This is a genomic window from Brevibacterium sp. CS2, from assembly GCF_005280295.1.
Lineage (GTDB): Bacteria > Actinomycetota > Actinomycetes > Actinomycetales > Brevibacteriaceae > Brevibacterium > Brevibacterium pityocampae.
Genome location: NZ_CP040020.1, coordinates 895,401 through 919,917 on the forward strand (window position 1 = coordinate 895,401; position 24,517 = coordinate 919,917).

General features: G+C 69.2%; 21 protein-coding genes. 8 read left to right on the top strand and 13 right to left on the bottom strand.

The annotated features are described in order from the left end of the window. Positions 1–49 precede the first annotated feature (49 nt). The 6 genes from gyrB to dnaA all read right to left on the bottom strand — a co-directional run bounded on the left by gyrB (position 50) and on the right by dnaA (position 7,968). Positions 50–2,047 carry a DNA topoisomerase (ATP-hydrolyzing) subunit B gene (gyrB, locus tag FDF13_RS03900; RefSeq protein WP_137318509.1) on the bottom strand — a complete coding sequence of 666 codons (1,998 nt, stop codon included), beginning with the start codon at positions 2,045–2,047 and terminating at the stop codon, positions 50–52. Between the two features lie 206 nt (positions 2,048–2,253). Continuing rightward, entirely contained in the window at positions 2,254–2,967 is a 714-nt protein-coding gene (locus tag FDF13_RS03905; protein ID WP_137318510.1) for a M50 family metallopeptidase, read from the bottom strand. Between the two features lie 54 nt (positions 2,968–3,021). Next, positions 3,022–3,498: a DUF721 domain-containing protein gene (locus FDF13_RS03910; RefSeq protein WP_254668898.1), complete on the bottom strand. Its 477-nt coding sequence runs from the start codon at positions 3,496–3,498 to the stop codon at positions 3,022–3,024. Continuing rightward, positions 3,495–4,622 (bottom strand): DNA replication/repair protein RecF, encoded by a 1,128-nt coding sequence (gene recF / locus FDF13_RS03915; protein ID WP_137318511.1) that lies wholly within the window; start codon positions 4,620–4,622, stop codon positions 3,495–3,497. Before recF ends, FDF13_RS03910 begins: the two co-directional genes overlap by 4 nt. Further along, on the bottom strand, positions 4,622–5,767 hold the full coding sequence (gene dnaN, locus FDF13_RS03920; RefSeq protein WP_254668899.1) for a DNA polymerase III subunit beta: 1,146 nt from the start codon (positions 5,765–5,767) through the stop codon (positions 4,622–4,624). The genes recF and dnaN overlap by 1 nt, the downstream gene beginning before the upstream one ends. Positions 5,768–6,312: 545 nt before the next feature. Then, on the bottom strand, positions 6,313–7,968 hold the full coding sequence (dnaA, locus tag FDF13_RS03925) for a chromosomal replication initiator protein DnaA (protein ID WP_247424373.1): 1,656 nt from the start codon (positions 7,966–7,968) through the stop codon (positions 6,313–6,315). A gap of 525 nt (positions 7,969–8,493) precedes the next feature. Between dnaA and rpmH the strand changes: the two genes are divergently transcribed. The 8 genes from rpmH to FDF13_RS03965 all read left to right on the top strand — a co-directional run bounded on the left by rpmH (position 8,494) and on the right by FDF13_RS03965 (position 14,082). Further along, positions 8,494–8,631: a 50S ribosomal protein L34 gene (gene rpmH / locus FDF13_RS03930; protein WP_137318513.1), complete on the top strand. Its 138-nt coding sequence runs from the start codon at positions 8,494–8,496 to the stop codon at positions 8,629–8,631. A 2-nt stretch (positions 8,632–8,633) separates the two neighbouring features. Continuing rightward, positions 8,634–8,972: a ribonuclease P protein component gene (rnpA, locus tag FDF13_RS03935; protein WP_137318514.1), complete on the top strand. Its 339-nt coding sequence runs from the start codon at positions 8,634–8,636 to the stop codon at positions 8,970–8,972. Beyond that, positions 8,969–9,376 carry a membrane protein insertion efficiency factor YidD gene (gene yidD, locus FDF13_RS03940; RefSeq protein WP_137318515.1) on the top strand — a complete coding sequence of 136 codons (408 nt, stop codon included), beginning with the start codon at positions 8,969–8,971 and terminating at the stop codon, positions 9,374–9,376. The genes rnpA and yidD overlap by 4 nt, the downstream gene beginning before the upstream one ends. After that, positions 9,377–10,336: a membrane protein insertase YidC gene (gene yidC / locus FDF13_RS03945; protein ID WP_137318516.1), complete on the top strand. Its 960-nt coding sequence runs from the start codon at positions 9,377–9,379 to the stop codon at positions 10,334–10,336. It begins immediately after the preceding gene. A 15-nt stretch (positions 10,337–10,351) separates the two neighbouring features. Continuing rightward, positions 10,352–10,870, top strand: coding sequence for a R3H domain-containing nucleic acid-binding protein (locus FDF13_RS03950; protein ID WP_137318517.1), 519 nt, complete (start codon positions 10,352–10,354; stop codon positions 10,868–10,870). Between the two features lie 146 nt (positions 10,871–11,016). Beyond that, positions 11,017–11,637 carry a 16S rRNA (guanine(527)-N(7))-methyltransferase RsmG gene (gene rsmG / locus FDF13_RS03955; RefSeq protein ID WP_137318518.1) on the top strand — a complete coding sequence of 207 codons (621 nt, stop codon included), beginning with the start codon at positions 11,017–11,019 and terminating at the stop codon, positions 11,635–11,637. Between the two features lie 158 nt (positions 11,638–11,795). Beyond that, a complete protein-coding gene (locus FDF13_RS03960) occupies positions 11,796–12,695 on the top strand; it encodes a ParA family protein (protein WP_137318519.1) in 900 nt (299 codons plus the stop codon). Further along, entirely contained in the window at positions 12,688–14,082 is a 1,395-nt protein-coding gene (locus tag FDF13_RS03965) for a ParB/RepB/Spo0J family partition protein (RefSeq protein ID WP_137318520.1), read from the top strand. Before FDF13_RS03960 ends, FDF13_RS03965 begins: the two co-directional genes overlap by 8 nt. A 485-nt stretch (positions 14,083–14,567) precedes the next feature. Here FDF13_RS03965 and FDF13_RS03970 read toward each other — a convergent pair whose 3' ends face one another. The 7 genes from FDF13_RS03970 to FDF13_RS04000 all read right to left on the bottom strand — a co-directional run bounded on the left by FDF13_RS03970 (position 14,568) and on the right by FDF13_RS04000 (position 24,431). Further along, complete coding sequence (locus FDF13_RS03970; RefSeq protein WP_137318521.1) at positions 14,568–15,707, bottom strand: N-acetylmuramoyl-L-alanine amidase; 1,140 nt, start codon at positions 15,705–15,707, stop codon at positions 14,568–14,570. Between the two features lie 87 nt (positions 15,708–15,794). After that, positions 15,795–16,115, bottom strand: coding sequence for a thioredoxin (gene trxA, locus FDF13_RS03975; protein ID WP_137318522.1), 321 nt, complete (start codon positions 16,113–16,115; stop codon positions 15,795–15,797). Between the two features lies 1 nt (position 16,116). Next, complete coding sequence (trxB, locus tag FDF13_RS03980; RefSeq protein ID WP_137318523.1) at positions 16,117–17,058, bottom strand: thioredoxin-disulfide reductase; 942 nt, start codon at positions 17,056–17,058, stop codon at positions 16,117–16,119. A 165-nt stretch (positions 17,059–17,223) separates the two neighbouring features. Further along, positions 17,224–19,863, bottom strand: a complete 2,640-nt coding sequence (locus FDF13_RS03985; protein ID WP_137318524.1) for a hypothetical protein — start codon at positions 19,861–19,863, stop codon at positions 17,224–17,226. 61 nt (positions 19,864–19,924) lie between these two features. After that, positions 19,925–21,565 carry a murein biosynthesis integral membrane protein MurJ gene (gene murJ / locus FDF13_RS03990; RefSeq protein ID WP_137318525.1) on the bottom strand — a complete coding sequence of 547 codons (1,641 nt, stop codon included), beginning with the start codon at positions 21,563–21,565 and terminating at the stop codon, positions 19,925–19,927. Between the two features lie 8 nt (positions 21,566–21,573). Then, positions 21,574–23,946, bottom strand: coding sequence for a DUF6049 family protein (locus FDF13_RS03995; protein WP_137318526.1), 2,373 nt, complete (start codon positions 23,944–23,946; stop codon positions 21,574–21,576). Further along, positions 23,943–24,431 carry an NUDIX hydrolase gene (locus FDF13_RS04000; protein ID WP_137318527.1) on the bottom strand — a complete coding sequence of 163 codons (489 nt, stop codon included), beginning with the start codon at positions 24,429–24,431 and terminating at the stop codon, positions 23,943–23,945. Before FDF13_RS04000 ends, FDF13_RS03995 begins: the two co-directional genes overlap by 4 nt. Positions 24,432–24,517: the final 86 nt, after the last annotated feature.

The window sequence follows — 24,517 nt, forward strand, 5'->3', positions numbered from 1 at the left end:
TGACTAGACTCTGGGATATTCCGCTGGGAAGCGGAGAGCGGACCCGGCCTCAGATGTCGAGGAATCGGACGTCCTTCGCGTTCTCCTGGATGAACCGGCGGCGCGATTCGACGTCCTCGCCCATGAGGATGGTGAAGATCTCCTCCGCGCGGGCGGCGTCGTCGAGCGTCACCTGCTTGAGCAGGCGGTGGTCCGGGTTCATCGTCGTGTCCCACAGCTCCGCGTAGTTCATCTCGCCCAGGCCCTTGTACCGCTGGATCGCCATGTCCTTGGGCAGGCGCTTGCCGGCGGCCCGCCCCTCGGTGAGCAGCGCATCGCGCTCCCGGTCGGAGTAGGCGTAGTCGTGCGGGGCGTTGCTCCACTTCAGGCGGTAGAGCGGCGGGGTCGCGAGGTACACGTAGCCGTGCTCCACCAGGGGCTTCATGTAGCGGAAGATCAGGGTGAGGAGCAGGGTCGCGATGTGCTGGCCGTCGACGTCGGCGTCGGCCATGAGCACGATCTTGTGGTACCGGAGCTTGGAGATGTCGAACTCCTCGCCGATCCCGGTGCCGAAGGCGGTGATGAGCGACTGGATCTCCTGGTTGCCGAGCGCCCGGTCGAGCCGGGCCTTCTCGACGTTGAGGATCTTGCCGCGCAGCGGGAGGATCGCCTGGTGGATCGCATCGCGCCCCTGCACGGCCGAACCGCCGGCGGAGTCGCCCTCGACGATGAAGATCTCCGACAGCGAGGGGTCCTTCGACTGGCAGTCGCGGAGCTTGCCCGGCATGCCCGAGGACTCGAGCAGGCCCTTGCGGCGGGTCGCCTCGCGCGCCTTGCGGGCGGCGAGCCGGGCCTGCGAGGCCTGGATCGCCTTGCGCACGACCTCCTTGGCCTGGATGGGGTTCGACTCCATCCAGTGGCCGAGCTCGTCGCGGACGACGCGCTGCACGAAGGTCTTCGCCTCCGAGTTGCCGAGCTTCGTCTTCGTCTGGCCTTCGAACTGCGGTTCCCCGAGCTTGATGCTCAGCACCGCGGTCAGGCCCTCGCGGACGTCCTCGCCGGTGAGGTTGGCGTCCTTCTCCCGCAGCAGCTTCTGGTCGCGGGCATAGTTGTTGAGGAGGCTGGTGAGCGCGGTGCGGAAGCCCTCCTCGTGGGTGCCGCCCTCATGCGTGTTGATGGTGTTGGCGTAGGTGTGGACGGACTCGTTGTAGGAGCTCGTCCACTGCATCGCGACCTCGAGGGCGATCTTCTGCTCGGTGTCCTCGGACTCGAAGGCGATGATCTCCTCGTTGACGAAGTCGGTCTTCTTCGCCGAGTTGAGGTAGGCGACGTAGTCGAGCAGCCCGTTCTCGTAGAGGTAGGTGACCTCCCGCGGCTTCCACTCCGCGGTGTCCTCCGCGTCGAGCTGGACGTCGGCGTCGTCGACCTGCTCGACGCGCTCGTCGCGCAGGGAGATCTTCAGGCCCTTGTTGAGGAAGGCCATCTGCTGGAACCGGGCGCGGAGCACCTCGAAGGTGAACTCGGTGGTGTCGAAGATCTCCTCGTCCGGCCAGAAGGTGATCATCGTGCCGGTCCGGTCGGTGGGCTCGCCCTTGATGATCTCGCCGGTCGGCACGCCGCGCCGGTAGTCCTGGCGCCACACGTTGCCGTCGCGGTGGATCTCCGCGTCGAGGCGGACGGACAGCGCGTTGACGACGGAGGAGCCCACGCCGTGCAGACCGCCGGACACCGCGTACCCGCCGCCGCCGAACTTGCCGCCGGCGTGGAGGATGGTGAGGACCACCTGGAGGGTCGGGACGCCCTCGGTGGGGTGGATCGCCACGGGGATCCCGCGGCCGTCGTCGACCACGCGCACGCCGCCGTCGGCGAGGATGGTGATCTCGATGTGGCTGCAGTAGCCGGCGAGCGCCTCGTCGACGGAGTTGTCGACGATTTCGTAGACGAGGTGGTGGAGGCCGCGCTCCGAGGTCGAGCCGATATACATACCGGGCCTCTTGCGCACCGCTTCCAGGCCTTCCAGAACGGTGATGTCACCCGCGTCGTACGGCTGGTTCTCCTCGAGAGCCATGGATCTCCTTGTCATCGGTCGTGAACTCCCCCGATTCTACCCCGGACGGCGGTCGAATCCTGCCCTGAGCGCGCCTGCGCGGGTGCGCATCCGGATTTTCACGCCATCCTCCGTACCCCGACTCGTCTCCTGGGGTCCTGAAGCCGTGTGCGCGGTTCTGAGCCGGTCCCGCATCACCCCGTCCCAGCGGCCGGCGCCGGTCCCGCTCAGCCGGTGACCGCGCGCCAGAGCATCCAGCCGGAGCCGGCCGCGCAGGCGAGCGCGAGGAGCCACATGAGGGTGAGCCACACCCCGCCCGGCACCCGGGTCGCGCGGGCGAGGATCGCGGCGTCGCTCCCATGCGTGCGGCCGCGCGCGTGCAGGCGGGTGAGGTTGGCCAGCGCCCGCACCGCCCCGCACACGAGGAACACCCCGAGCCCCACGGCAGCACTCGTCAGCCATGGATCCGGCGCGAAACCCAGGAGACCGAGCAGCACCGCCGCGGTGAGCGGGACGGCGAGCCAGGCGAGGATCCCGCGCATGAAGACGAGCGAGACGGCGAGCACGGCGGCGCACACGAGGAGCGCCGTCGCACCGCGGCCGGCGAGCCCGCTCATCACGAGTGCCGCACCGATCAGCGCCGGCGCCGGGTAGCCCCAGAAGGTCGTCCACGGGACCGAGGCGGCCCGGCCGTGGGAGGTGGTCAGGCCGGAGTGGTCCGGCGACAGGCGGATCGCCACCGCACGCCTGCCGGTGAGCAGCCCGGCGAACCCGTGCCCGAGCTCGTGGACGATCGTCACGACGATCCCGGTGAGCCGCCACACGGCACCGGGCACGACGAGGAGCAGAGCGAGGGCGAGCGCGGTGCCCACGAGGAGCTGCGGGGAGTCCGGCAGCCCGGTCGGGGTGAGTGCCCGGTCGAGGATGTCGAGGGGTTCCATGCGCAGCACCTCAGCCGTAGGTGTCCCGCGGACCGCGGCTAGGCGACGCTGCGCCTAGCCGCGCTTCCACGACCGCTGAGTGGGTCCGAGGACGGTGAGCTCCTCGACGACCCGGCTGCCGAGCTCGCGCTCGAACCGATCGAGGAGCAGGGTGGTCATGATCCGCAGCTGGGTGGCCCAGGTCGTCGACGATGCCCGCACAACGAGGACGGGGGGTTCGAACTTCTCGACAGTGCAGTGCGCGGCGACGTCGGGGCCGACGAGCTCGGGCCAGCGGCCGAGCACCGTGCCGACCTCGAGCGAGGTCGACCAGCCGTGCTCGCGCGCGATCCGCCCGAGCCCCGCACGGAGCGGCTGCGGATCCCGGGGGTCCGCCTTCGACCCGGTGTAGACCGGCTCGACCGGTCCGCCGCGGGTGCGGGTGGACCGGAACAGCGGCCGGAAGTCGGAGTCGGCCATCCGGCGGATCCGGTCGAGCGCCTCGAGCGCGGCGGCCGGCACCGCGGAGAGATCCCCGGACTCGGTGCTCACGGGGTCGTCACCTCGGTGAGGTCGACGACCCGCCCGGCGAGGTTGGCCGGGATGTCCTCGCCGACGGCGGCGGTGATGAGCACCTGCTCGGCCTCCCCGATCCGCGCCGCCAGGCGACGGCGGCGGCCGGCGTCGAGCTCGGCGAACACGTCGTCGAGCACGAGCACCGGCTGGTCCTCCCGCTCCTCGGAGCCGCCGGTGAGCAGCTCCCATCCGGCGAGGCGCAGTGCGAGGGCGAGCGACCAGCTCTCCCCGTGGGAGGCGTAGCCCTTCGCCGGCATCGTGCCGATCGTGAGCTCGACGTCGTCGCGCTGCGGGCCGATGAGGGTGAGGCCGCGCTCGATCTCCGGGCGCCGCCGATCGAGCAGCCCGGTGACGACGACGGCCTGCACCTCCTCCGGGGTGTGCGCCCCGGAGTAGTCGAGCCGGGAGGCGTAGTCGACCACGGCGGCACGGCGCTCGCTGCGCGCCTCGGCCGCGACGTAGGCGAAGCCGTCGGCGAGCGGTTCGTGGAGGTCGGCGATGAGCTCGCGGCGCCCGATGACGAGCTGGGCGGCGGACTCGGCGAAGGCCTGGTCCCAGATGTCGAGGGTCGCCTCGAGCGCGGGGTCCGGCTGGGCGCGGAGGCTCTTGAGGAGCGCGTTGCGTTGCCGCAGGGCCCGGTCGAGGTCCGCGATCACCCCGGCCATCCGCGGCTGGCGGGCGACGAGCAGGGTGTCGAGGAAGTCGCGCCGGTCGGCCGGCTCACCCTTGACGAGGCTGAGATCCTCCGGGGCGAACACCACGCTGGGGAGGAGGCCGAGCACCTCGCGGGTGCGGACCCCGCGGCGGTTGATGCGGGCCCGGTTGGCACCGCGGGCCTTGATCGTCACCTCGACGGTGACCTGCCGCTCGCCGCGATGGGCGAGGGCGGAGACGGTCGCCTCCGGCTGTTCGTGGCGGACGAGCGGAGCATCCTGGGACACCCGGTGGGAGCGCAGTCCGGAGAGGTAACCGACGGCCTCGACGAGGTTGGTCTTGCCCCAGCCGTTGGGAGCGGCGAAGGCCGTGACCCCCGGCTCGAGCTCGAGATCGAGCGAGGCGTAGGAGCGGAAGTCACGCAGCGAGAGCCGTGACACCCACATCAGAATCTGATGATCGGCATCAGCAGGTAGCGGTACGAGGAGTCGTATTCACCGTCGATCTCCTGCTGGCCGGAGATCACCACGGGCTTCTTCGGCTCGGTCATGGAGAACCGGACGAACGGGGAATCGATCGCGGCGAGGCCCTCGGAGATGAAGCCGGGGTTGAAGCCGGTGGTGATGTCCTCGCCGGTGATCTCCACCGGCAGCGACTCGCTGGCCTGGGCGTCGTCGCCGGCACCGGCCCTCAGGGTGAGCGCGCCGTCGGCGAACTCGAACTTGATCGGGGTGTTGCGCTCGGCGACGAGCGAAACGCGGCGCACCGCCTCGCGCAGGGCGGCGGTCTCGAGGACGGCGTGGATCGGCACGTCCTTGGGGAACAGTGAGCGGACCTTGGGGTAGTCGCCCTCGACGAGCAGCGAGGTGGTGATGCGGCCGCTCGAGGAGAAGGCGAGCATGTCCTTGCCGCCGGACTCCGCAAGTGCGATCTCGACATCGCCGCCCATCGCCTTCGCCGCATCGGCGAGAGTGCGGCCGCGGACCAGCGCGGTGGCGGAGATGTCGGGGGTGCGGGGGTTCCAGTGGAACTCGCGCACCGCCAGGCGGTAGCGGTCGGTGGCGAGCAGGGTGACGGTGTCACCCTCGATCTCGACGCGCACGCTCGTGAGGATCGGCAGGGTCTCGTCGCGCGAGGTCGCGATGCTCACCTGGGACACCGCGTGGCTGAACTCGCCGGCGGACACGACGCCGGAGGTCTCCGGCACGGTGGGCAGCGCGGGGTACTCGTCGACGGGCATCGTCATGAGCGAGAACCGGGAGGACCCGCAGGAGAGGTCGACCTTCGAGCCGTTGCGCTCGAGGGTGACGGGCTGGTTGGGCAGGGCCTTGGCGATGTCGGCGAGCAGCCGGCCGGAGACGAGCAGGGTGCCGGGGGCCTCGACCTCCGCGGCGATCTCGACGCGGGAGGAGACCTCGTAGTCGAACACTGAGAGCTGCACGGAGCCGGCGGGATCGGCGGTGATGAGGATGCCGGTGAGGACCGGGACGGCGGGGCGCTGCGGGAGGCTCTTGGTCGCCCAGGTGACGGCCTCGGCGAGGACATCGCGTTCGACTCTGAACTTCACGGCCCCGGCGGATTCGGCGTTCACGGCACTCCTGTGGTTGAGGTCTCGCATGCGCTGCAGCGCGGTCTGATGGCGAGTTGAAACTCTACACTCAGCCTACCGGCGTGGCGAATTGGAAACACCCCGTCGGATGTGCTTCTCACCCGGGTTCCGAAGCCCGCACCGGGACCGGCCGGAACCCGTCCGGAGACGCTCCGCAGCCGGCCCGGCGTTCGATTCGAACCATCGGTCCTCGAGCTCGTCGATCCTCCGCGCTCGGATCACCCGAGGTCCCCGTCCCGCGATCAGCGGTGCTCGAAGGGATGTCCTCGAATGAATATGCAGTCGTAGTAACAGCACGTGTGGAAACTGTGGAACTACATCGATGTCATCGAGTATCCATCGGGCGCAGCGCCTCCGGGCACCGGTGGACATCGTGTGGACGCCGTGGTGACGCGAGGGGGAGGAATGTGAATCACATCGATGTGAGTACACAGCTCTCCACCGACGCCGTGTCATCCGTGCACGTCCCCGTACCCAGGCCGAGGGCCTTCGCCCACAGGGTTATCCACAGCTGTGCACAATGCGGTTCATAGTCGATGCTGCTGTTTGATGCGGTTTGTGAGTTCGGTGACCTGGGTGTAGAGCGCCCTGCGCTCGGCCATCTGTGTTCGAATCTTCTTGTTCGCGTGCATCACCGTGGTGTGATCGCGGCCGCCGAACTCCTGGCCGATCTTCGGCAGCGAGAGGTCGGTGAGCTCGCGGCACAGATACATCGCGATCTGGCGTGCGGTGGTCAGGGTACGGGACCGGGACGAGCCGCACAGGTCGTCGAGCGTGAGCCCGAAGTATGCCGCGGTCTGGCCCATGATGTCCGTCGCGGTGATCTCCGGGGTGTCCTCGTGGGTGATGAAGTCCTTGAGCACGGTCTCGGCGAGGCCGACCTCGATCGCCTGGTCATTGAGGTTGGCGAAGGCGGACACGCGGATGAGCGCGCCCTCGAGCTCGCGGATGTTCGAGGAGATGCGCGAGGCGATGTACTCGAGGACGTCGTCGGGCACCGGGAGGCCCTCGCCGGCGGCTTTGTTCCGCAGGATCGCGAACCGGGTCTCGAGGTCGGGCGGCTGCACGTCGGTGAGCAGGCCCCACTCGAAGCGGGACCGGAGGCGCTCCTCGAAGCCCTTGAGCATCTTGGGCGGCTGGTCGGAGGTGATGACGACCTGCTTGTGCTCGTTGTGGAGCGCATTGAAGGTGTGGAAGAACTCCTCGACGGTCGCATCCTTGCCCTGGAGGAACTGGATGTCGTCGATCATGAGGATGTCGACCTCGCGGTAGCGGCGCTGGAACGCCGGCCGCAGCGAGTTCGAGGTCGTCGAGGAGCCGATCGTGTTGATGAAGTCGTTGACGAACTCCTCGCTCGAGACGTAGCGGACCCGGATGTTCGGGTAGAGCTGCGCGGCGTAGTGGCCGATCGCGTGGAGGAGGTGGGTCTTGCCGAGCCCGGAGTCGCCGTAGATGAAGAGCGGGTTGTAGGCCTTGGCCGGGGATTCGGCGACGGCGAACGCCGCGGCGTGGGCGAACCGGTTCGAGGCGCCGATGACGAAGGTGTCGAAGGTGTACTTCGAGTTGAGCTGGGACACCCCGCTCGGGTCGTCGGCGGTCGTCGGTGCGGCCCCGGCCGGAGCCGAGGCGGCTGCCGGACGACCCGGTGCGCTCGGGGTGGGAGAGCTCCCGGCGGTGTCGACGGCAGGCTGGTCGCCGCTGCCGGGGTGCGTAAGGTCGGCGGGGCCCGCGGGGGCGGCCGAGGTGCCGGCCGGATCGGGAGGACTCGCGGAGGCGGCGGGACCGGTCCCCGGGGAGGGCGCCTCGGCCGCGGAGGCGGTGCCCGGTGCGCCAGCGGCGGCACCGGGGGAGCCGGACCCGGGGTGTGCGGTGCCCCGGGTCTCCGGCGGTAGCGGCGCCGGGACGTCGAGCGCCGGGTCGACCGCGATGGCGAAGGTGACGTCGTGACCGAGCGCGGTGGAGAATTCGCGGGCGAGCGGCTCGCGCAGATGGGTCTCGAGGGTCGTGCGGGTGAGATCGTTGCGGACGGAGAGGACGACGAGCTGACCCTCGACGAGCGCCTTGGGCACCGCGAGGGAGAGGAATCCCTTCTGATGCGCGGTGATCGTCGGATCATTGAGCAGATTCGACAGGACGACCTGCCAGATCTCATGCAGATCGTCGGATGTGCTCGGGTTGCTCACTGCTGCTCCTGTCCTGCCTCCCCGGAACTGTGGATAAGGGGCGACTCGCTTCCACATAGTTTTCCACACATTGTGGAGGAGGACCGGGTGAGGCCCCGGATTCATCCACATCGGTGGAGAAAGGTGTGAAAAGTACACGGATGTCATTTGTGGACCGGCCTGTTCACGGCCGAGTGGTGAACTCCGAGAGGATCGGCGGTGAACGGGAACCGGCACCCGGTCGACGGAGCGGCCGGCCGGTGATGTGCGCCTGAACGATGAGGGGCGCAGGAGCCCGTCTGCGGTCATGGGTCGGGTGCCGCGGCATTACACGATTCCGTCCGCGAGCGCCCGGTTTGACCGTCTTTCGGCGTGGCGTCTATGCTGGAGTGTCCTGTGTTGCGGGCCCATCGACGAGGTGTGAGTGACTTCCCCACGGCCAACAGCATCAGGAGTGCACGGCCGTGAGTGGTCCACCTCGTGTGAGATGCGAAAGCAGAACCGTGCTGCCCGGCACCAGCAACGACAGATAATCGGAGAACCGAAGTGAGCAAGCGTACTTTCCAGCCCAACAACCGCAAGCGCGCCAAGACCCACGGCTTCCGGCTGCGTATGCGCACCCGCGCCGGACGCGCCATCCTGGCTTCGCGTCGCCGTAAGGGACGCAACGCGCTGTCCGCCTGATCGTGCTCCCCGGTAGGAACCGGATTCATCAGGGCGACGATTTCCGCCGCGTCTTCCGCACCGGCCGCAGAGCCGGGACGAAGCATCTGGTGATCCATTTCCTGTCGACACTCGATGAATCCCACGCTCCGCGCGTGGGATTCGTCGTCTCCCGGGCCGTCGGCAACGCGGTCGTCCGCAATCGGGTCAAGCGCCGGCTCCGGGCGATCCTCCACACCCGGCTCCCGGAGCTCGGCATCGGGGACATGATCGTGGTGCGCGCACTGCCGGCAGCCGCTGACGCCGACTCCGCCGAGCTGTCACGCGCGGTCGACCGGGCATTCGAACGGCTTGCAGGATGAGGCACGGGGAGGACACCCCGTCCTCGCTGCCGTCGGCACCGGCCGGCGGCCGGGCGCGGTTCGTCCACCTCTTGCGCATCGCCCCGCGGATGCCGTTCGTGTGGTTCATGCGCCTGTACCGGAGGATCATCTCGCCCTTGTACGGTGACGTGTGCCGCTATTACCCCAGCTGCTCGAAGTACGCGCTCGACGCCTTCGAGTCGACGGGTGCCGTGCGCGGTGCGCTGCTGACGACGTGGCGGGTGCTGCGGTGCAACCCGTTCTCCGGCGGTGGGGTGGACTACGCACCCGGGTCCCTCATGGAGGCCCGGAGCCGGGAGATCAACGCCGACCGCAACAGTGGCACAATGTATCGAGACCTCATCACGGACGACCGCGCCGATCCGCGGCCAAGGAGAGACTGAATGTCATGGATTGACAATCTGCTTCTGCCCCTGCAGTGGGTGGTCGCGTGGATCCTCGCAATTTTCCACCAGGTGTTCACCAGCCTGGGCCTCGACGCCGGCAGCGGTTGGACCTGGGTTCTGTCGATCGCCGGCCTCACGGTGGTGATCCGGGCCATCCTCATCCCCTTGTTCGTGTACCAGATCAAGGCGCAGCGCAAGATGCAGCTGATCCAGCCGGACATCCAGCGGCTCCAGGCCAAGTACAAGGGCAAGAAGGACCAGTTCTCCCGACAGGCCATGGCCGAGGAGCAGATGGCGCTGTTCAAGAAGCACGGCACCAACCCGTGGGCCTCGTGCCTGCCGCTGCTCGTGCAGCTGCCGATCTTCTTCTCGCTGTTCCGCGTCATCAACAACATGCATCTCATCGCGGTCGGCGACCTCCCGCCGATCGGCGGTGTGACGCAGGCGCTGGCGCAGTCGGCGGACGTCGCGACGATCTTCGGGATCCCGCTCCAGGCGACCTTCCTCACCGACGGGATCGGCGCCAAGGCGCTGACCGCCGTCCTCATCGTCATCATGGGTGTCACGCAGTTCATCACCCAGAAGCAGATGATGACGAAGAACATGTCCGAAGCCGCGATGAACAACCCGTTCATGCAGCAGCAGAAGATGCTCCTCTACATCATGCCCGTGGTGTTCGCCGTCGGCGGTGTCTACTTCCCGCTCGGCGTGCTCGTCTACTGGCTCGTGTCGAACACGTGGACCATGGTCCAGCAGTTCGTCGTCATCCGGAACATGCCGGCGCCCGGCTCGAAGGCCGAGAAGGAGCTCATGGAGCGCCGCGCCAAGAAGGGCAAGTCCCCGCTCCCCGGCTCCAAGCCGATCGAGATGACCCCCGAGCCCGAGGCGCCCGCCGCCGGACAGCGTCAGCAACCGGTGGGCAAGGCCCGGCAGAAGAAAAAGAAGAAGAAGAGATAAGAGGTTGGGAGAGCGATGACTGAGAACACCGAGACCGCGCCGGTCGAGGACACCAAGCCCACTCGTGCGGAGATGCTCGAGGAGGAGGGCGATATCGCAGCCGATTACCTCGAGGAGCTGCTCGACATCGCCGATGTCGACGGCGACATCGACATCGATGTGGCCGACGGGCGGGCCGAGGTCGCGATCGTCTGCGAGGACGAGGACTCGAACCTCTCGACCCTCGTCGGACGCGATGGCGCCGTGCTCACCGCTCTCCAGGAGCTCACCCGGCTCGCCGTGCAGACGAGCACCGGTCAGCGCTCGTGGCTCATGCTCGACATCAACGGCTACCGCGACCGTCGCAAGGATGACCTGCGGGCGCTCGCCGATCGCGCGATCGGCAAGGTCACCGAGACCGGCGAGCCCTACACCTGCCGGCCGATGAACTCCTTCGAGCGCAAGGTCGTCCACGACCAGGTCGCCAAGGCAGGCCTGCGCTCCGAGTCCGAGGGCGAGGGCGACCGCCGGCACGTGGTCATCCACGCGCAGTGAACCCCGTGGAGGCCGGCACGGACGACGCACGCAGCGACAGCACCGCCCGGAGCACAGGCGGACAGGGCACCGAGGCCGCGGCGTCGGGGACCCGGGGCCAGCCGGAACGCTCTGCTGCGGGCGCGGGGTCACCGGATGACGCATCGGTGGAGTCCGAGCCCGCGCTCGCCGCTGAACTGTTCGGGGAGCGGATCGATGCCGCCCGCCGCTATGCGCACCACCTGGCGACGACCGGTGTCGAATGGGGGCTCATCGGCCCCCGAGAGCTGCCGCGACTGTGGACGCGCCACATCCTCAACTGCGCCGTGGTCGCGGAGCTCATCGCGCCCGACGACGTCGTCGGCGACGTGGGCTCCGGAGCGGGGCTGCCGGGCATTCCCCTGGCACTCGCCCGGCCGGACGCCCGGTACGTGCTCATCGAGCCGATGGAACGTCGGGTGGAGTGGCTGCGCATGGTCCTCGACGACCTCGAGCTTCCGCACGTTCGTGTGGTCCGGGGACGCGTCGAGGAGCTCGTCGACGACGAGGTGTTCACCGTCGTGACCGCGCGGGCAGTGAAATCTTTGGCCGTGCTCGTCGAATGGTGCGCTCCGGTGCTCGGCCCCGGCGGTCGACTCCTCGCGCTCAAGGGTGCGTCCGTCGATGCGGAGATCGAGAAGGCGCGGAAGCAGATCCGACGGGCGAAGCTCGAACCACCCGTGGTGCACGAGCTCGGTTCGCCTCCCCTGGAGATCCCTACCCGCGTGGCGGAGCTGCGGCGGCGCTGAGCGGGCGTGCGGAAGAGCTTGCAGCAGCAGTAATAGAACGTAATTCGAACGCAAAACGACGCTGATCCGCGGCACCGCGTGAATGTTTCACGTGAAACACTGCACCGACGTCGGTAGACTTCACGTGGCACACACTTCCCAGGGACGGAGCATGCACAATGCCGATCATGGACGAGTCGACTCCCCTCGGGGCGCAGATCGCACGCGACAACCGCCGAGCCCAGCGGCTTGCGACGACGACCTTCCCCAAGCCCGATGCAACGCGCATCTTCACGGTTGCCAATCAGAAGGGTGGGGTCGGGAAGACGACGACGACGGTGAATATCGCTGCCGCGCTCGCCTCGCAGGGACTCCGCGTTCTCGTGATCGACATCGACCCGCAGGGCAATGCGAGCACGGCACTGGGGATCGAGCACTCGACAGAGGTCAACAGCATCTACGACGTGCTCATCGACGATCTCCCGATGGAGGAGGCAGTCGCTCAGTGCCCCGATATCGAGAACCTCCACTGCGTGCCGGCGACCATCGACCTTGCGGGGGCTGAGATCGAGCTGGTCTCCCTGGTCGCTCGCGAGCAGCGTCTGGCGAGATCCCTGGCTCGGTACCTCGAACTGCGGGCCGAGGCCGAGGACCGGGTCGACTACGTCATCATCGACTGTCCGCCGAGCCTGGGCCTGCTCACGGTCAATGCATTCGTCGCGGCACGAGAGGTGCTCATCCCCATCCAGTGCGAGTACTACGCGCTTGAAGGTCTGAGTCAGCTGCTGAAGAACATCCAGCTCATCCACAAGCACCTCAACCCCGAGCTGCAGGTGAGCACCATCCTGCTCACGATGTTCGATGGCCGCACCAACCTGAGCTCGCAGGTCGCCGAGGATGTGCGAGCTCATTTCCCCCGTCAGGTCCTCGACGTGGCGATCCCACGATCTGTGAGGATCTCCGAGGCGCCGAGCTATCGACAGACCGTGATCACCTATGAACCGAACTCTTCCGGCGCGCTCTCCTATCGCGAAGCCGCCGAAGAGATCTCACAGAGAGGAGTGAAGAGCCATGGCTGAACGCCGACGTGGACTGGGACGTGGACTGGGGGCGCTCATCCCGGACGTCGTGAGCGGCGAGCGGCCCGTGGACGTGTTCTTCCCCGCGCAGGAGAAAGGCTCGGATGTTTCACGTGAAACATCCGAAGCCCGATCGAGCAAGGATCCGGCAGTCTCCATGCGTCGCGCACGAGCTGAGAAGAAGTCCCCCGCCAGCTCGCGCTCGAAGGCGACCACGCGCCGGACAGCGAAGACTGAGTCGGCGTCGGTGAGCGACACGGCGGTCGCTGACGAATCCGCGAACAGTTCGACCACGAACGGCTCCAGGGCGACGAGCATGACCGCGAAGAACGCCACTGCGGGCACGTCTGTGCCACCAGGGCCCACCGGGCGGAAGAAGTCGCAGGGATCGACAGAATCTGCTGGTGCCGACACCCAGCGGTCACCGGAGCAGAACCCCGCACACACTGGTTCCGGCGCGCAGACCCCGACCGCGGATCAGGATCAGCACGCTGATTCCGCGCAAGCCGGCACGCAGGCAGAGACGGCCGGTGTTTCACGTGAAACATCGCTCGAATCGGTTCCCGGCACGGCTTTCGGACTGCTGTCGGTCGATGCGATTACGGCGAATGCGCGGCAGCCCCGGTCGGTCTTCGATGAGGATGCGCTCGATGAGCTCGTCCATTCGATACGCGAAGTCGGGGTGCTTCAGCCGATCGTCGTTCGTGTGATCGACCCTGAGGAGCCCAGATTCGAGCTCATCATGGGTGAGCGACGGCTCCGGGCCTCGCGGGAGGCCGGGCTCGAGAGCATTCCAGCGATCATCCGGCAGGTCGACGACGTCGATCTTCTCCGTGATGCCCTGCTCGAGAACCTCCATCGCGCTGATCTCAATCCCCTGGAAGAGGCAGCCGCGTATCAGCAGCTGCTCGATGACTTCGCGTGCACACAGGAGGAGCTGTCCGAGCGCATAGGGCGGTCTCGTCCGCAGATCACCAATACTCTGAGGCTTCTCAAGCTGCCTCCGCTGGTCCAGCGCAGAGTTGCCGCCGGCGTGATCTCGCAGGGGCACGCACGAGCGATCCTCGGACTTGTCGACCCTGCAGCGATGGAGGTGCTGGCGCAGCGCGTCGTGGCCGAGGGGCTGTCGGTGCGTGCGACGGAGGAAGCTGTCGTCCTCCTCAACCGTGGTGATCGCGTCAATGTTTCACGTGAAACACCGGCTGCGAATCCAGAACTCTCGAGCATTGCGCGGGACCTCGGCGACCGCTTGGACACCCGAGTCAACATCACTATGGGCAAGCGCAAGGGCAAGATCAGCGTCGAGTTCGCGAACGAGGATGATCTTAAGCGGATTCTCCAGACTCTCGGGATCACCCAGGCCGATTCCGGTGACACTGTGAGTTGACGCTGCCGCTCCGGAGGATTCGACGAGGGCGGGCTGCCACGATGGCAGCCCGCCCTCTGCTGTTCTGGGTCGAGAGCTATCCGGCGTGGAGATCAGCGATACATCGCGGGATTGGTAGTTGTCGGATGAGCAGGGGTTGACCGAATGAGTCCGGCTCGGGTCATGCACGAGCGGTTGCTCGACCGATGACAGCACCGCAGAGCTTGTGGTTGAGAACGCGCAGACATGCCACTTCGCTCGGCAGGGGATGTTTCACGTGAAACAATCCTCAGCAAGCTCAGATGGCTCAGATGGCTCAGACAGCTCAGACGGCTTCAGATGGCCCCGGACGGCTCGGACACATCGGCGGTCGAGGCACCGCAACACAATCCATGAGCTGAAGGCGGAGGTCGAGGGCGGCCCGTGAATGCTGCGCAACCGGAAGTGGGCCGCTCGGGGCAGTGCGGCCGACCGATGCCGCGGAAAGGCCGTGGCGCGGGCGATCGTCAGAGCTGAGAGCTGACGGCGGCGAGGTCGAGCGTGCCGGTGGGCGGGTCGGTCTCTTCGCGCAGGTAGAGGCGCTGCAGGGAGACGGCCACGGATTCGGCGATGAGATCGCGGAGGCGCTGATCCTCGAGGGCGGCCCGGTCCTCGTCGTTGCTGATGTAGCCCGGCATGACGTGGACCTTGGGCGTGCGCACCCTGCGCAGCGACTCCCATGTGCGTGGGTGGCTGCGGCAGTCGAGAAGACCGGTGCGAGCACACAGCTCCTTCTGCATGAGCTCGGCCAGGCGTCGTCCCACCGGGGAGGCGACGGACGGATCGTCACCGCGTCCGAAGTAGTACGTCGCAGCTCCCTGTGCCTTCGGGGACGATGAGCTGTCGAGATTGATCGTGACGATTGCCGAGGCGCCGAGCTCGTCACCGAGGGTGGCGCGCTCAGCACTGTCCTCGACGTAGACGGTCGCGGTGCCGAGCGCTGACAGTCGTCCCTCGAGCCGGCGGGCGATGTCCGCAGCGTACTCCTCGGCACATGATTGAGTACCGGGCGGAAACGTGGTCGTGACGAAGTCGGTCCGTGTGGTCGCCGCCTCGATGACGACGACGCGCCCGGCGAGCGAGGGTCCTGAGGCGGTCACGCGGGCGCGCTCCTGGAGCGCGAAGACATCGCCCTCTCCCTGGTCCCTCTTGACTGCACGGAGGCCGCTGAGCGTGGTCGGCCCGGCGATGCCGTCCGATCGGAGCCCCAGTCCGGTCTGAGCTTCCCGGACAGCCGCATCGGTGGCCTCGGCGAAGATGTAATCGATGCGATCAGTGTAGATGCCGAGGCGGCTGAGGATCTTCTGGAGCTCGGCCACGTCGTCTCCGCGCAGCGGGCGGACGGGATCGAAGCGAAGCACCCGGTCGCCGAGCCGGAAGCGGGCGAGCTCGATCTGACCGAAGGTCTCCGGGCCGAGCAGCCCGTCGCACAGGAGGCCCCGCTCCTGCTGGAAGCGGCGGATCACGGAATCGAACTGGTGATCGAATTCCGGAGAATCGGAGTCCCCCACCCGGTATCCCAGGCGCGACAGCTGCGACTTGGTCGCCAGCAGGATGTCGCTGCGGTCTCCCCGCGACAGGGAGGGGAAAACAGAGGTGGGTGTCATCGTTCTCGCAATGGTCGACTAGGGGTGGGAACGGGCAAGGCGCCTGTTGAGTTTACAACAGGCGCCTTGCGGTCGGCTGAGTGCGGCTCAGGAGGTGAACTCTGCGAGCTCCTGGAGCAGCGCGGGCTTGGGCCGGGCGCCGATGATCGTCTTGGCGACCTCGCCGTCCTGGAACACGTAGAGCGCCGGGATCGAGGTGATCCCGTACTTCGCGGCGGTCTCCATGTTCTCGTCGGTGTTGACCTTGACGACGGTGAGCTTCTCCGCCTGCTCCTCGCCGATCTCGTCGACGATCGGGGACACCATGCGGCAGGGCCCGCACCAGGGTGCCCAGAAATCGACGAGCACAGGCTTGTCGGACTGGAGGACCTCTGCGTCGAAGGTGGCGTCGGTGACTTCCTTGGTCATTTCAGGACTCCTTGTCGTTGAGTGATGCGAGGTAGTGTTCGGCGTCGGTGGCGGCCACGCAGCCGGAGCCGGCGGCGGTGATCGCCTGACGATAGATGGGATCGATGACGTCGCCGGCGGCGAAGATCCCGGGAACCGTGGTCCGCGAGCTCCGGCCGTCCACGGCGAGATAGCCGTCGGGGCGGATCTCGAGGGCATCCTTGAACAGCTCCGTGCGCGGATCGGAGCCGATGGCGACGAACAGACCGGTGACGGGCAGCTCGCTCGTCTCTCCGGTGGCGGTGCTGCGTACGGTGAGCCCGGTGAGCGCGTCCTCACCGTGGATCTCGGCCACCTCGGAGTCGAGGAGGAACTCGAGCTTCGGGTCGGCCTTGGCACGGTCCTGCATGGCCTGCGAGGCGCGCAGCTCCTGGCGGCGGTGGATGAGGGTGACCTTGGAGGCGAATCGGGTGAGGAAGGTCGCCTCCTCGATCGCCGAGTCCCCGCCGCCGACGACAGCGATCTCCTGATCCTTGAAGAAGAACCCATCACAGGTGGCGCACCAGCTCACGCCGTGGCCGGAGAGCGCCTTCTCATTGGGGAGCCCGAGCTCCCGGTAGGCCGAGCCGGTGGCGAGGATGACCGCGCGCGCCGTGTACTCCGTGCCGAGGGCCGTGGTGATGCCGTGGGCGCCGGGGTTCATTCGCAGCTCGGTCACGTCGTCGTACACGACCTCGGCGCCGAAGCGTTCGGCCTGTGCCCGCATGCTCTCCATGAGGTCGGGACCCTGGATGCCCTCGGGGAAGCCCGGGAAGTTCTCGACGTCCGTCGTGTTCATGAGCTCGCCGCCGGCGGTCACCGATCCCGCGATGACGACAGGCTGCAGATTCGCCCGCGCGGCGTAGATCGCGGCGGTGTACCCGGCAGGGCCGGAGCCGATGATGACGACGTGGCGTTCGGTCATGGATTCTCCTCGGTGACCGGGGCTCAGCGGGCCGGTCGTGACGGCGCCTGCTCGTGATGAGCAGGCGAGGGGTGGATCAGTTCGATGTACGCACAACAGGACGGTGCACGGGGTTATTCCGCGCGCGCTGCCGCGGGCCCGGACAGGTGGCCCGGGACCGCGGTGTCACGACAGCTCGATCTCGCTGATCCGCGCGCGGTAGCCCTCGGAGACCGAGGGCAGCTCGGTGATCCAGACGAACACGTGGGTGCCCGTGGCCGGTTCGTCGAGTTCGATGGTCCCGGTGTCGTCGGGCAGTTCGCCGGTGGCGACGGTCTCCGCGTCCTCCGGGTCGGCCGAGTCGCCCACGCGGATCTCCACGGCGCCACCGGGGGTGCCGGAGATGATCGCGACGGAGGAGATGGTCGCTTCATCCTCGAGCTCGAGGCCGAGCCCGAGGCCCGATTTGAGGTTGCCGAACTCTGCGGAGTTGTACCGGTCGGTCTCCCATACTCCGGACACTCCGGGGAGGACGTTCTCCGCATCGGCGTCGTTCTCGCTGCCGTCCCCCTCCGGGTCGAGAGCTTCGGCGGCCGCGATCACCGGGGGCGGACCGGCCTCCTCGGTGGGCGAGGGCTCTGCGGAGGACGGCTCCGCGGGCGGAGCGGTGGTCTCACCGGCCGTCGGATCGTCGCCCGGGCGGACGAAGAGACCGATGATGAGGCCGATCGCCACGAGCACGGCGAGGACCCCGATGATGAGCGGCAGCGGCTTGAGCGAGCTGCTGCGCGATCCGCGATCCGCGGGACCGGCACCGGACGATCCGCTTCCGGCGGCGGCACCGGCGACAGCACTCGTGTGAGCGCGCTTGGAATGCGTAGGGCTGGAACCCGTCTGAAGTGCGGAAACGTTTGTAGTCGCGTCCGAGCGGACGGCGTTCTCGGCAGGGTTCGAACCCTGTTCCGGAGTCTCGGCAGCATCATCGCCGTTCGTTTCGGAACCGCTGCGAAGAGCAGCCGCAGCCCCGCCGCGGGATGCTGCGGCGGCCCCGTTACCGGCCCTGACTCCGGCCCCGGCCCCGGCCCCGGGCCTGGGCCCCGCGGCGTCATCGATCGGGGAATCGTCGAGGTCGTGGGCGACTCCGCCGCGCGAGGTCCGCCGGTTCGGGTCCGAGAGGCGCAGCCGCTCCTCGGCCTCCTGCTGGAGACGGCGCTCGCGCTCGAACTCGGCGCGCTGGCGGGCGAGCTCCTCCTCGCGGGTGGTGAACATCCCGCCGAGGAACCACGAGCCGTCGTCCTCGTCCTCACCGGAGCCCTCGGGATCGGGGGCCCGGTCGAGCTCGATGACCTGGGTGTCCTCGCTGTCGTTCCACATCGCGTCACGATCGAGGATCGGGGCGGTGAGGTTGGGGTCCTGTTCGCGGGAGGCGTACTCGGAGTAGCTCGAGAAGGTGTCCTCGGGCTGCCATTCGCGGGTGTCGTCGGCGACCTCGTCCATGCTCGCCGCGGCCACGGGGAAGGTCGACGCCCGACGCATCTGCATCTGGTCGTCGAACGGGGAGGTCTCGCTGCCGGAGCGGCCTGCGGCCAGCCCGGTGGTGCCCGGTCGCACCATGCCGATGCGCTTGAGCGCGGCCTGGAGCTGCTGCGGCGTGGCGCGGCGGGTGGGTGCGGACTCCTCTGCGGCGGGTGCGGGTGTCGCAACGGGGGTGCGGCTCGGCCGCGATCCGCTGCGGCCACCGGCGGAAGTCCCTGCGGGAGTGTTGCGCTCGGGGAGCGACGGGGTGCTTCCGGCGGTGGTGCCCGCCGCGGCGGCGGCGGCCGCGGCAGCGCCGGTTCCGGCCGGACCTGCCGTGTCGGGGAGGCGTCCCGCCGGGGACTCGGCGCCCGGGGCCTGTCCGGGCGCCCGCTTCGCAGCGTCGGCGGTGCTGCCGGGCGCAGAATCACGCGGGGTGCCGCTGAAGTCGGTAGTGCCGCCGGGGAACAGCGGCTCACCGGGCTCGGCCGTTCCGCCCCGGGCGAGCCGGTGGAGGGCGCGGGTGTCCCATTCGCCCAGGTAGCGCACGATCTCGCTCGGACTGCGCGGGCCGGCCTCGGTCTTGGAGACGACTCCGGAGACGAACTCCTCGAGGTCGCGCGGGATGCCGGGGGTGACCGACTCGGCGCGGACGATGAGGGCGTTCTTCTTGGGCGCGGGCTCGAGTCCGCTGCGCGCCTCGGGCCCGGGCCAGTGCGCGGTGAGCGCGGCATAGAGGATGTTGACGAGCGCGAGCGCGTCCTCGCGCAGCGCCTCCCGGCTCGACAGCGCGTCGAGGCCGAGCTCGTAGGGGCCGTCGGCCACGGCGGCGTCGATCGCCACCCCCTGGACCTCGACCTCTCCGGTGGGGGTCAGGGCGATGGACTCCGGGCCCAGGCACAGGTGGTGGAGGCCGCGCTTCGAGGCGTGGACGAGGGCGGTCGCGGCCTCGCCGACGAGTGCGCGGGCCGCCTCGGGGTCGAGCGGCCCGTGGCCGAGGAGGGCGGGCAGGCCGACGGCCTCGGTGCGGTCGACGACGACGAAGTCGATGCCGTCGGCGCGTCCGACGTCGTGGATGTCGGGGATCCGGGGATCGGTGAGGAGCGAGGCGCGGCGGGCGGCGTCGAGGAGGTCGCCGGAGCGGGAGGCGTCGGCGGCGAACAGCTGCGCGGGCTCATCGAGGATGGCGTCGATGACGAGGCACACGGTTCCCGCTTCGGGGAACTCGGCCAACCAGGGTCGGCGGACTTCGGAGACGACGTACCGGTCGGCGATGACCGTGCCGCGTTCGATGTTGATCAGGGGGACCACCTCTGCAGAGTCATGCTTCGCCTCAGAGTCGAATACTACCGTTCGGCACCGCGCCCTCGTCTCAGCCCGCGCCGCGATTCACCTTGGCGCGCACCGTGGCGGCGACCGCGTGGAGCTCCGACACCCGCAGCAGCCAACACACGCCGAGGTACACCCCGAGCATGACGATGCCGATCCAGCCGACGGTGACGAGCGCACCGGCGCGCCCGGCCCAGGCGCCCTCGCCCGCCCACGCGAGCAGACCCATCCCCGCCGCGCAGGCGAGCGCACCGGCGACGGCGAACTTGAGGTGGGCGACGAGGATCGCGGTCGACTCGAGATGCCCGAGGCGGCGGCGCAGCAGGGCGGCGCTCGTGATGCAGGCGAACAGGTAGCCGACGCTCATCGAGAGTCCGATCCCGGCGACGACGAACTGCTGTGGCAGGAGCGCACCGGAGGCGATCACGCCGCCGGCGGTGAGCGCGACCTGCGGCACCTGCACCCAGAACGGGGTGCGGGCGTCCTCGTAGGCGTAGAACACCCGCTGGAGCAGATAGTTCGCGCTGAACGGGACGAGGCCGATGACCATGGTGACGAGGACGAGGCCGATCGAGCGGGCCTGGGCCTGGGATCCGCCGCCGATGAGCATCGCGGCGGGGCCGGCGAGCGCGATGAAGGCGACGGTGGCGAACATGTTGACGAGCCCGACCACCCGCAGGCCGAGGGTGAGCGAGCCGCGCACCGAGCGCGTGTCGTCCTCCGCGGCGTACGAGCTCATCGAGGTGAAGAGCGCGGTGGCGAGCGACACCGCGACGAGCGAGTGCGGGAGCATGAACATGAGGTACGAGACCGAGTACGCGGCGTTCGATGCCGAGGCCTCCCCGCCGGTCGAGGACGCCGAGGCGGCGACCCGGCTCGTGACGATGAAGCCGAGCTGCCCGATGAGCACCGCGGCGAAGGTCCAGCCGGCGACGGTGCCGGCGGTGCGCAGGCCGAAGCCGCGGAAGCCGAAGGTCGGCCGGTAGGAGAACCCGATGCGCTTGAGCGGCCACAGCAGGACGAGCGCCTGGAGGACGACGCCGAGCGTGGCGGAGCCGGCGAGGAGGACGAGCTTGGGGGTGTCCCAGGTGCCGACGGCGTGCTGACCGGCCTCGCCGGGGCCGAACACGACGATGAAGACGATGAGGCCGGCGATCGACACGAGGTTGTTGACCACCGGCGCCCACATGTACGGACCGAAGGACGAGTGCGCGTTGAGCACCTGCCCGAGCATCGTGTAGAGGCCGTAGAAGAAGATCTGCGGCAGGCACCAGTAGGCGAAGGCGACGGCGAGCGCGGTCTGCTCCGGGCTCCAGGCGGACGAGGAGTAGAGGCGGACGAGGAGCGGAGCGCACAGGGTGGCGATGACCGTGACGCCGAGGAGGAGCACGAGGGTGAGCGTGAGGAGCCGGTTGGTGAAGTCCCGGCCGCCGTCGGAGCGGCGGGTCGCGCGGACGATCTGCGGGACGAGGACGGCGTTGAGGACTCCGCCGGCGAGCAGCATGTAGAGGTTGTTCGGGACCTTGTTGGCGACGTCGAAGGCGTCGGCCGCGCCGCCGATCGTCACGCCGATCGCGGTCGCCAGGAGCATGGTCTTGACGAAGCCGAGGATGCGCGAGGCGAGCGTGCCGGCAGTCATCACCGCCGAGGACTTCGCCAGTGAGGAGATCCCGGTGCGTGCCACCCGTTCTCCTATCCTCGGTCGTTCTGCTGCGCCCGGGCCATGGCGGCCTCGAGCTGGCTCTTGGGAATCTTACGCCGACCGCGGGACACGGACTTCGCGAGGCCGACGACGAACACGATGAGGAGGCCCGCGGCGATGACGGCGGTGCCGATGTTCTCCCAGTCGGCGCGCACCCGCACCATGAGCTCCCCGGTGTGCGGGACGACATAGCCGTTGTCCGCGACGATCTCCACCCGGGTGATGAGGTCGGCGTTCGCGAGCCCCTCGACGGGCACGTCAACGCGCGTGCTCTCGTGCGGCGAGAGCTCCACCGTCTCGCTCACCGCGGTGCGCAGCTGGGGGGTGGGCGCGGTGACGCGCACGGTGACCGTCGCGGGTCGACCCGAGGTGTTCTCCACCCGGATCGGGATCGTCGTGCGCTCGCCGGTGACGAGGAGCACCGGGGACCCCTCCTCGGGTCGGATGCTGCTGGTGAGCGCGGCGACCTCGGTGTCGAGCGCCTCGGTGCACTCGGCGCGGTTGGGGGCGTCCGCCCAGGCGGCCTGTGCGCAGCCGAGCATCATCCGGTCGAGGTCGCGGCGCGCGGAGTCCGCATCGCTGAACACCGCTGCGTAATCGCCCACCGCGGAGTGGGCGGAGCGCAGCCCGGTGATGGCCTCGGCGGTCAGACCGGTGCGACGGGTCGAGGCCACGACCGGGGCGCGGGACACCGGCTGCCCCTCGAGGAGTGCGTCGACGGAGCGGAAGGCCAGCCACGGGGCGGAGCGGGTGGCCTCGGCGATGTCCCGCCAGGAGCTGTCCGCGGCCGTGCGCGGCAGGGTGACGAACAGGTGGCGGGAGTCGTAGGGGCGCTCGGCAGTGATCGCGGAGCTCTCCGCGACGTACTCACTCACCGCTGCGGCGGGCGCCCCGGCTGCGCCAGCGGTGGCGACGGCGTCGTAGAGCCCGGTGTCGACGACGAGCGAGTCGAGGATCCGCGGGGAGCCCGCCGAGGTGTCCCGCGCGCCGCCCTCCATGGCGCCGGAGCCGTCGCCCGGGTCGTCGGCCGCCGCGCGGGATCCCGAGTCGTCCGCGCCCGTTCCGTCCTCAGGGCCCGCGGCGACGGTCACCGTCGAGTGCGCGTCCGAGGTGTACCCGGTGAGGGCCGGCTGCTGGAGGTCGGAGACGACGACGGTGTTCGTGTCCGGGGTGACGAGGTCGGGCAGGTGTTCCTGTGTCACGGTGCCCGACACCGGCCACACGACATCGGTGCGGGCCTGTGGGAACATCTCGGTGACGATCGCCGCGTCCTCCTGCGCCCGTTCGGCGAGTCCGTCGAGGTCACCCTCGGTGAGCGAGGCGAGGTCGGCGTCGGCCCAGGGCAGCGCGATGAGCGTGCGGCCTTCGGCGAGATCGGCGAAGCGGGTGAACCAGTCCCGCAGGAGTGGGGTGGGGTCGGTGCCGTCGGCCGGCTCGGTGACGAGCTCGGACGGTTCGCTCGGCGCGGCCGTCCCGGTGGGCAGGGGTGCGGACGGTTCCGGTTCGGCGGGTTCGGACGCGCGCAGCGCGGAGTCGATCGAGGCGAGCAGGCGCGGGTCGATCGCGAGCGCGATCGCCGGGTCGACCTCGGCTGCGGCGAGGAGCGCGGTGAGCGGGCCCTCCGGCCCGGCGGCCTGTTCGAGCGTCTCCTGCGGGAGGAGACCGGTGGAGGAGAAGCCCGGCAGCGTCACCGGCATGACGAGGGTGATCGAGGTGGGGTCCGGGTCAGGGTCCGGATACCAGGTGGTGAACCCGGTCGCGGAGCCGGCGACGGCACCGGAATCGGTCCGGCCGGACAGGGCGACCTCGACCCCGCGCGCCCCCCAGGCGGAGATCGGGGAGGAGGTGGGCAGCTCGAGGCGGTCGGCCGGCACCTCGAAGGCGAACTCGGCGACCTGTCCCGGTGCCAGCGAGTCCGGCAGGTCGGGCACCTGGGGCGCGCCGTCCGCGTCGTCGGGCGGGGTGTCGGTGCTCGCGGCGAGGATCCGGTGGCGGCCGCCGCGCTCGCTCCACCGGTTGATCTGGAGGCGGGAGTCGAGGCGATCGGTGGACATCCGCAGCTCGAGCGCCGGGGTGCGCAGATCGGTGTCGCTGCGGTTGATCACCGTGCCGGACACCCGCAGGGCGCCGTCCGGGTCGAGCCAGGGCGTGATCTCGTCGACCACGACGAGCTCGGTGCCCGGTTCCTGGGCGGATTCCGGGGTGCTGGGCGCCTCGGCTGCGGGATCGGGGGCCCCCACCGGGGGCTGGGGCACGGGGCCTACCGCGGCGGGGATGAGCTGGAACGGCAGCCCGCTGAGGAGCAGCACGAGGAGTGCGAGGAGAACGAGGGTGGCGCCGCGCCGGGGGGAGGCGAGCGTCACGGCGCGTACCGGGGCAGGACGGTGCGGGCCGCGGCGACGATACGGCGCTCGTTGGCGAAGGTCAGGCGCGAGCCGAGCTCGTCGAACGGCACCCAGGCGGCGTCGATCGCCTCCTGGTCCGGGTCGTTCTCGACGGTGAGCTCCCCACCGGTGGCGCTGAGCAGGAAGTGGTGGACAACCTTGTGGACGCGGTAGCCGGCGACGGAGAACCAGTAGTCGACGCTGCCGAGCGGGGCGACGACGCTGCCCTCGACGCCGGTCTCCTCGGCGACCTCGCGGCGGGCCGCCTGCGCGGCGGTCTCCTCGCCCTCGAGGTGACCCTTGGGCAGGCACCATTCGAGGCGCCCGGCCCGGTTGATCCGTGCGATCACCGCGACCGGCCGGTCCGCACGGGAGAAATCGACCACGATGCCGCCCGCGGAGGTCTCCTCCACGGTGTTGGAGCGCACCGGAAACGGTCCGGGCTTCGGCAACGGCCTGGGCATGACTTCACTCTATCGTCCGCACCTGGAGGTTTCGTGGCCGTCGCGCCCGCACCGGGACCTGCGCCGGTACCCTGGTGAGGGTCCCC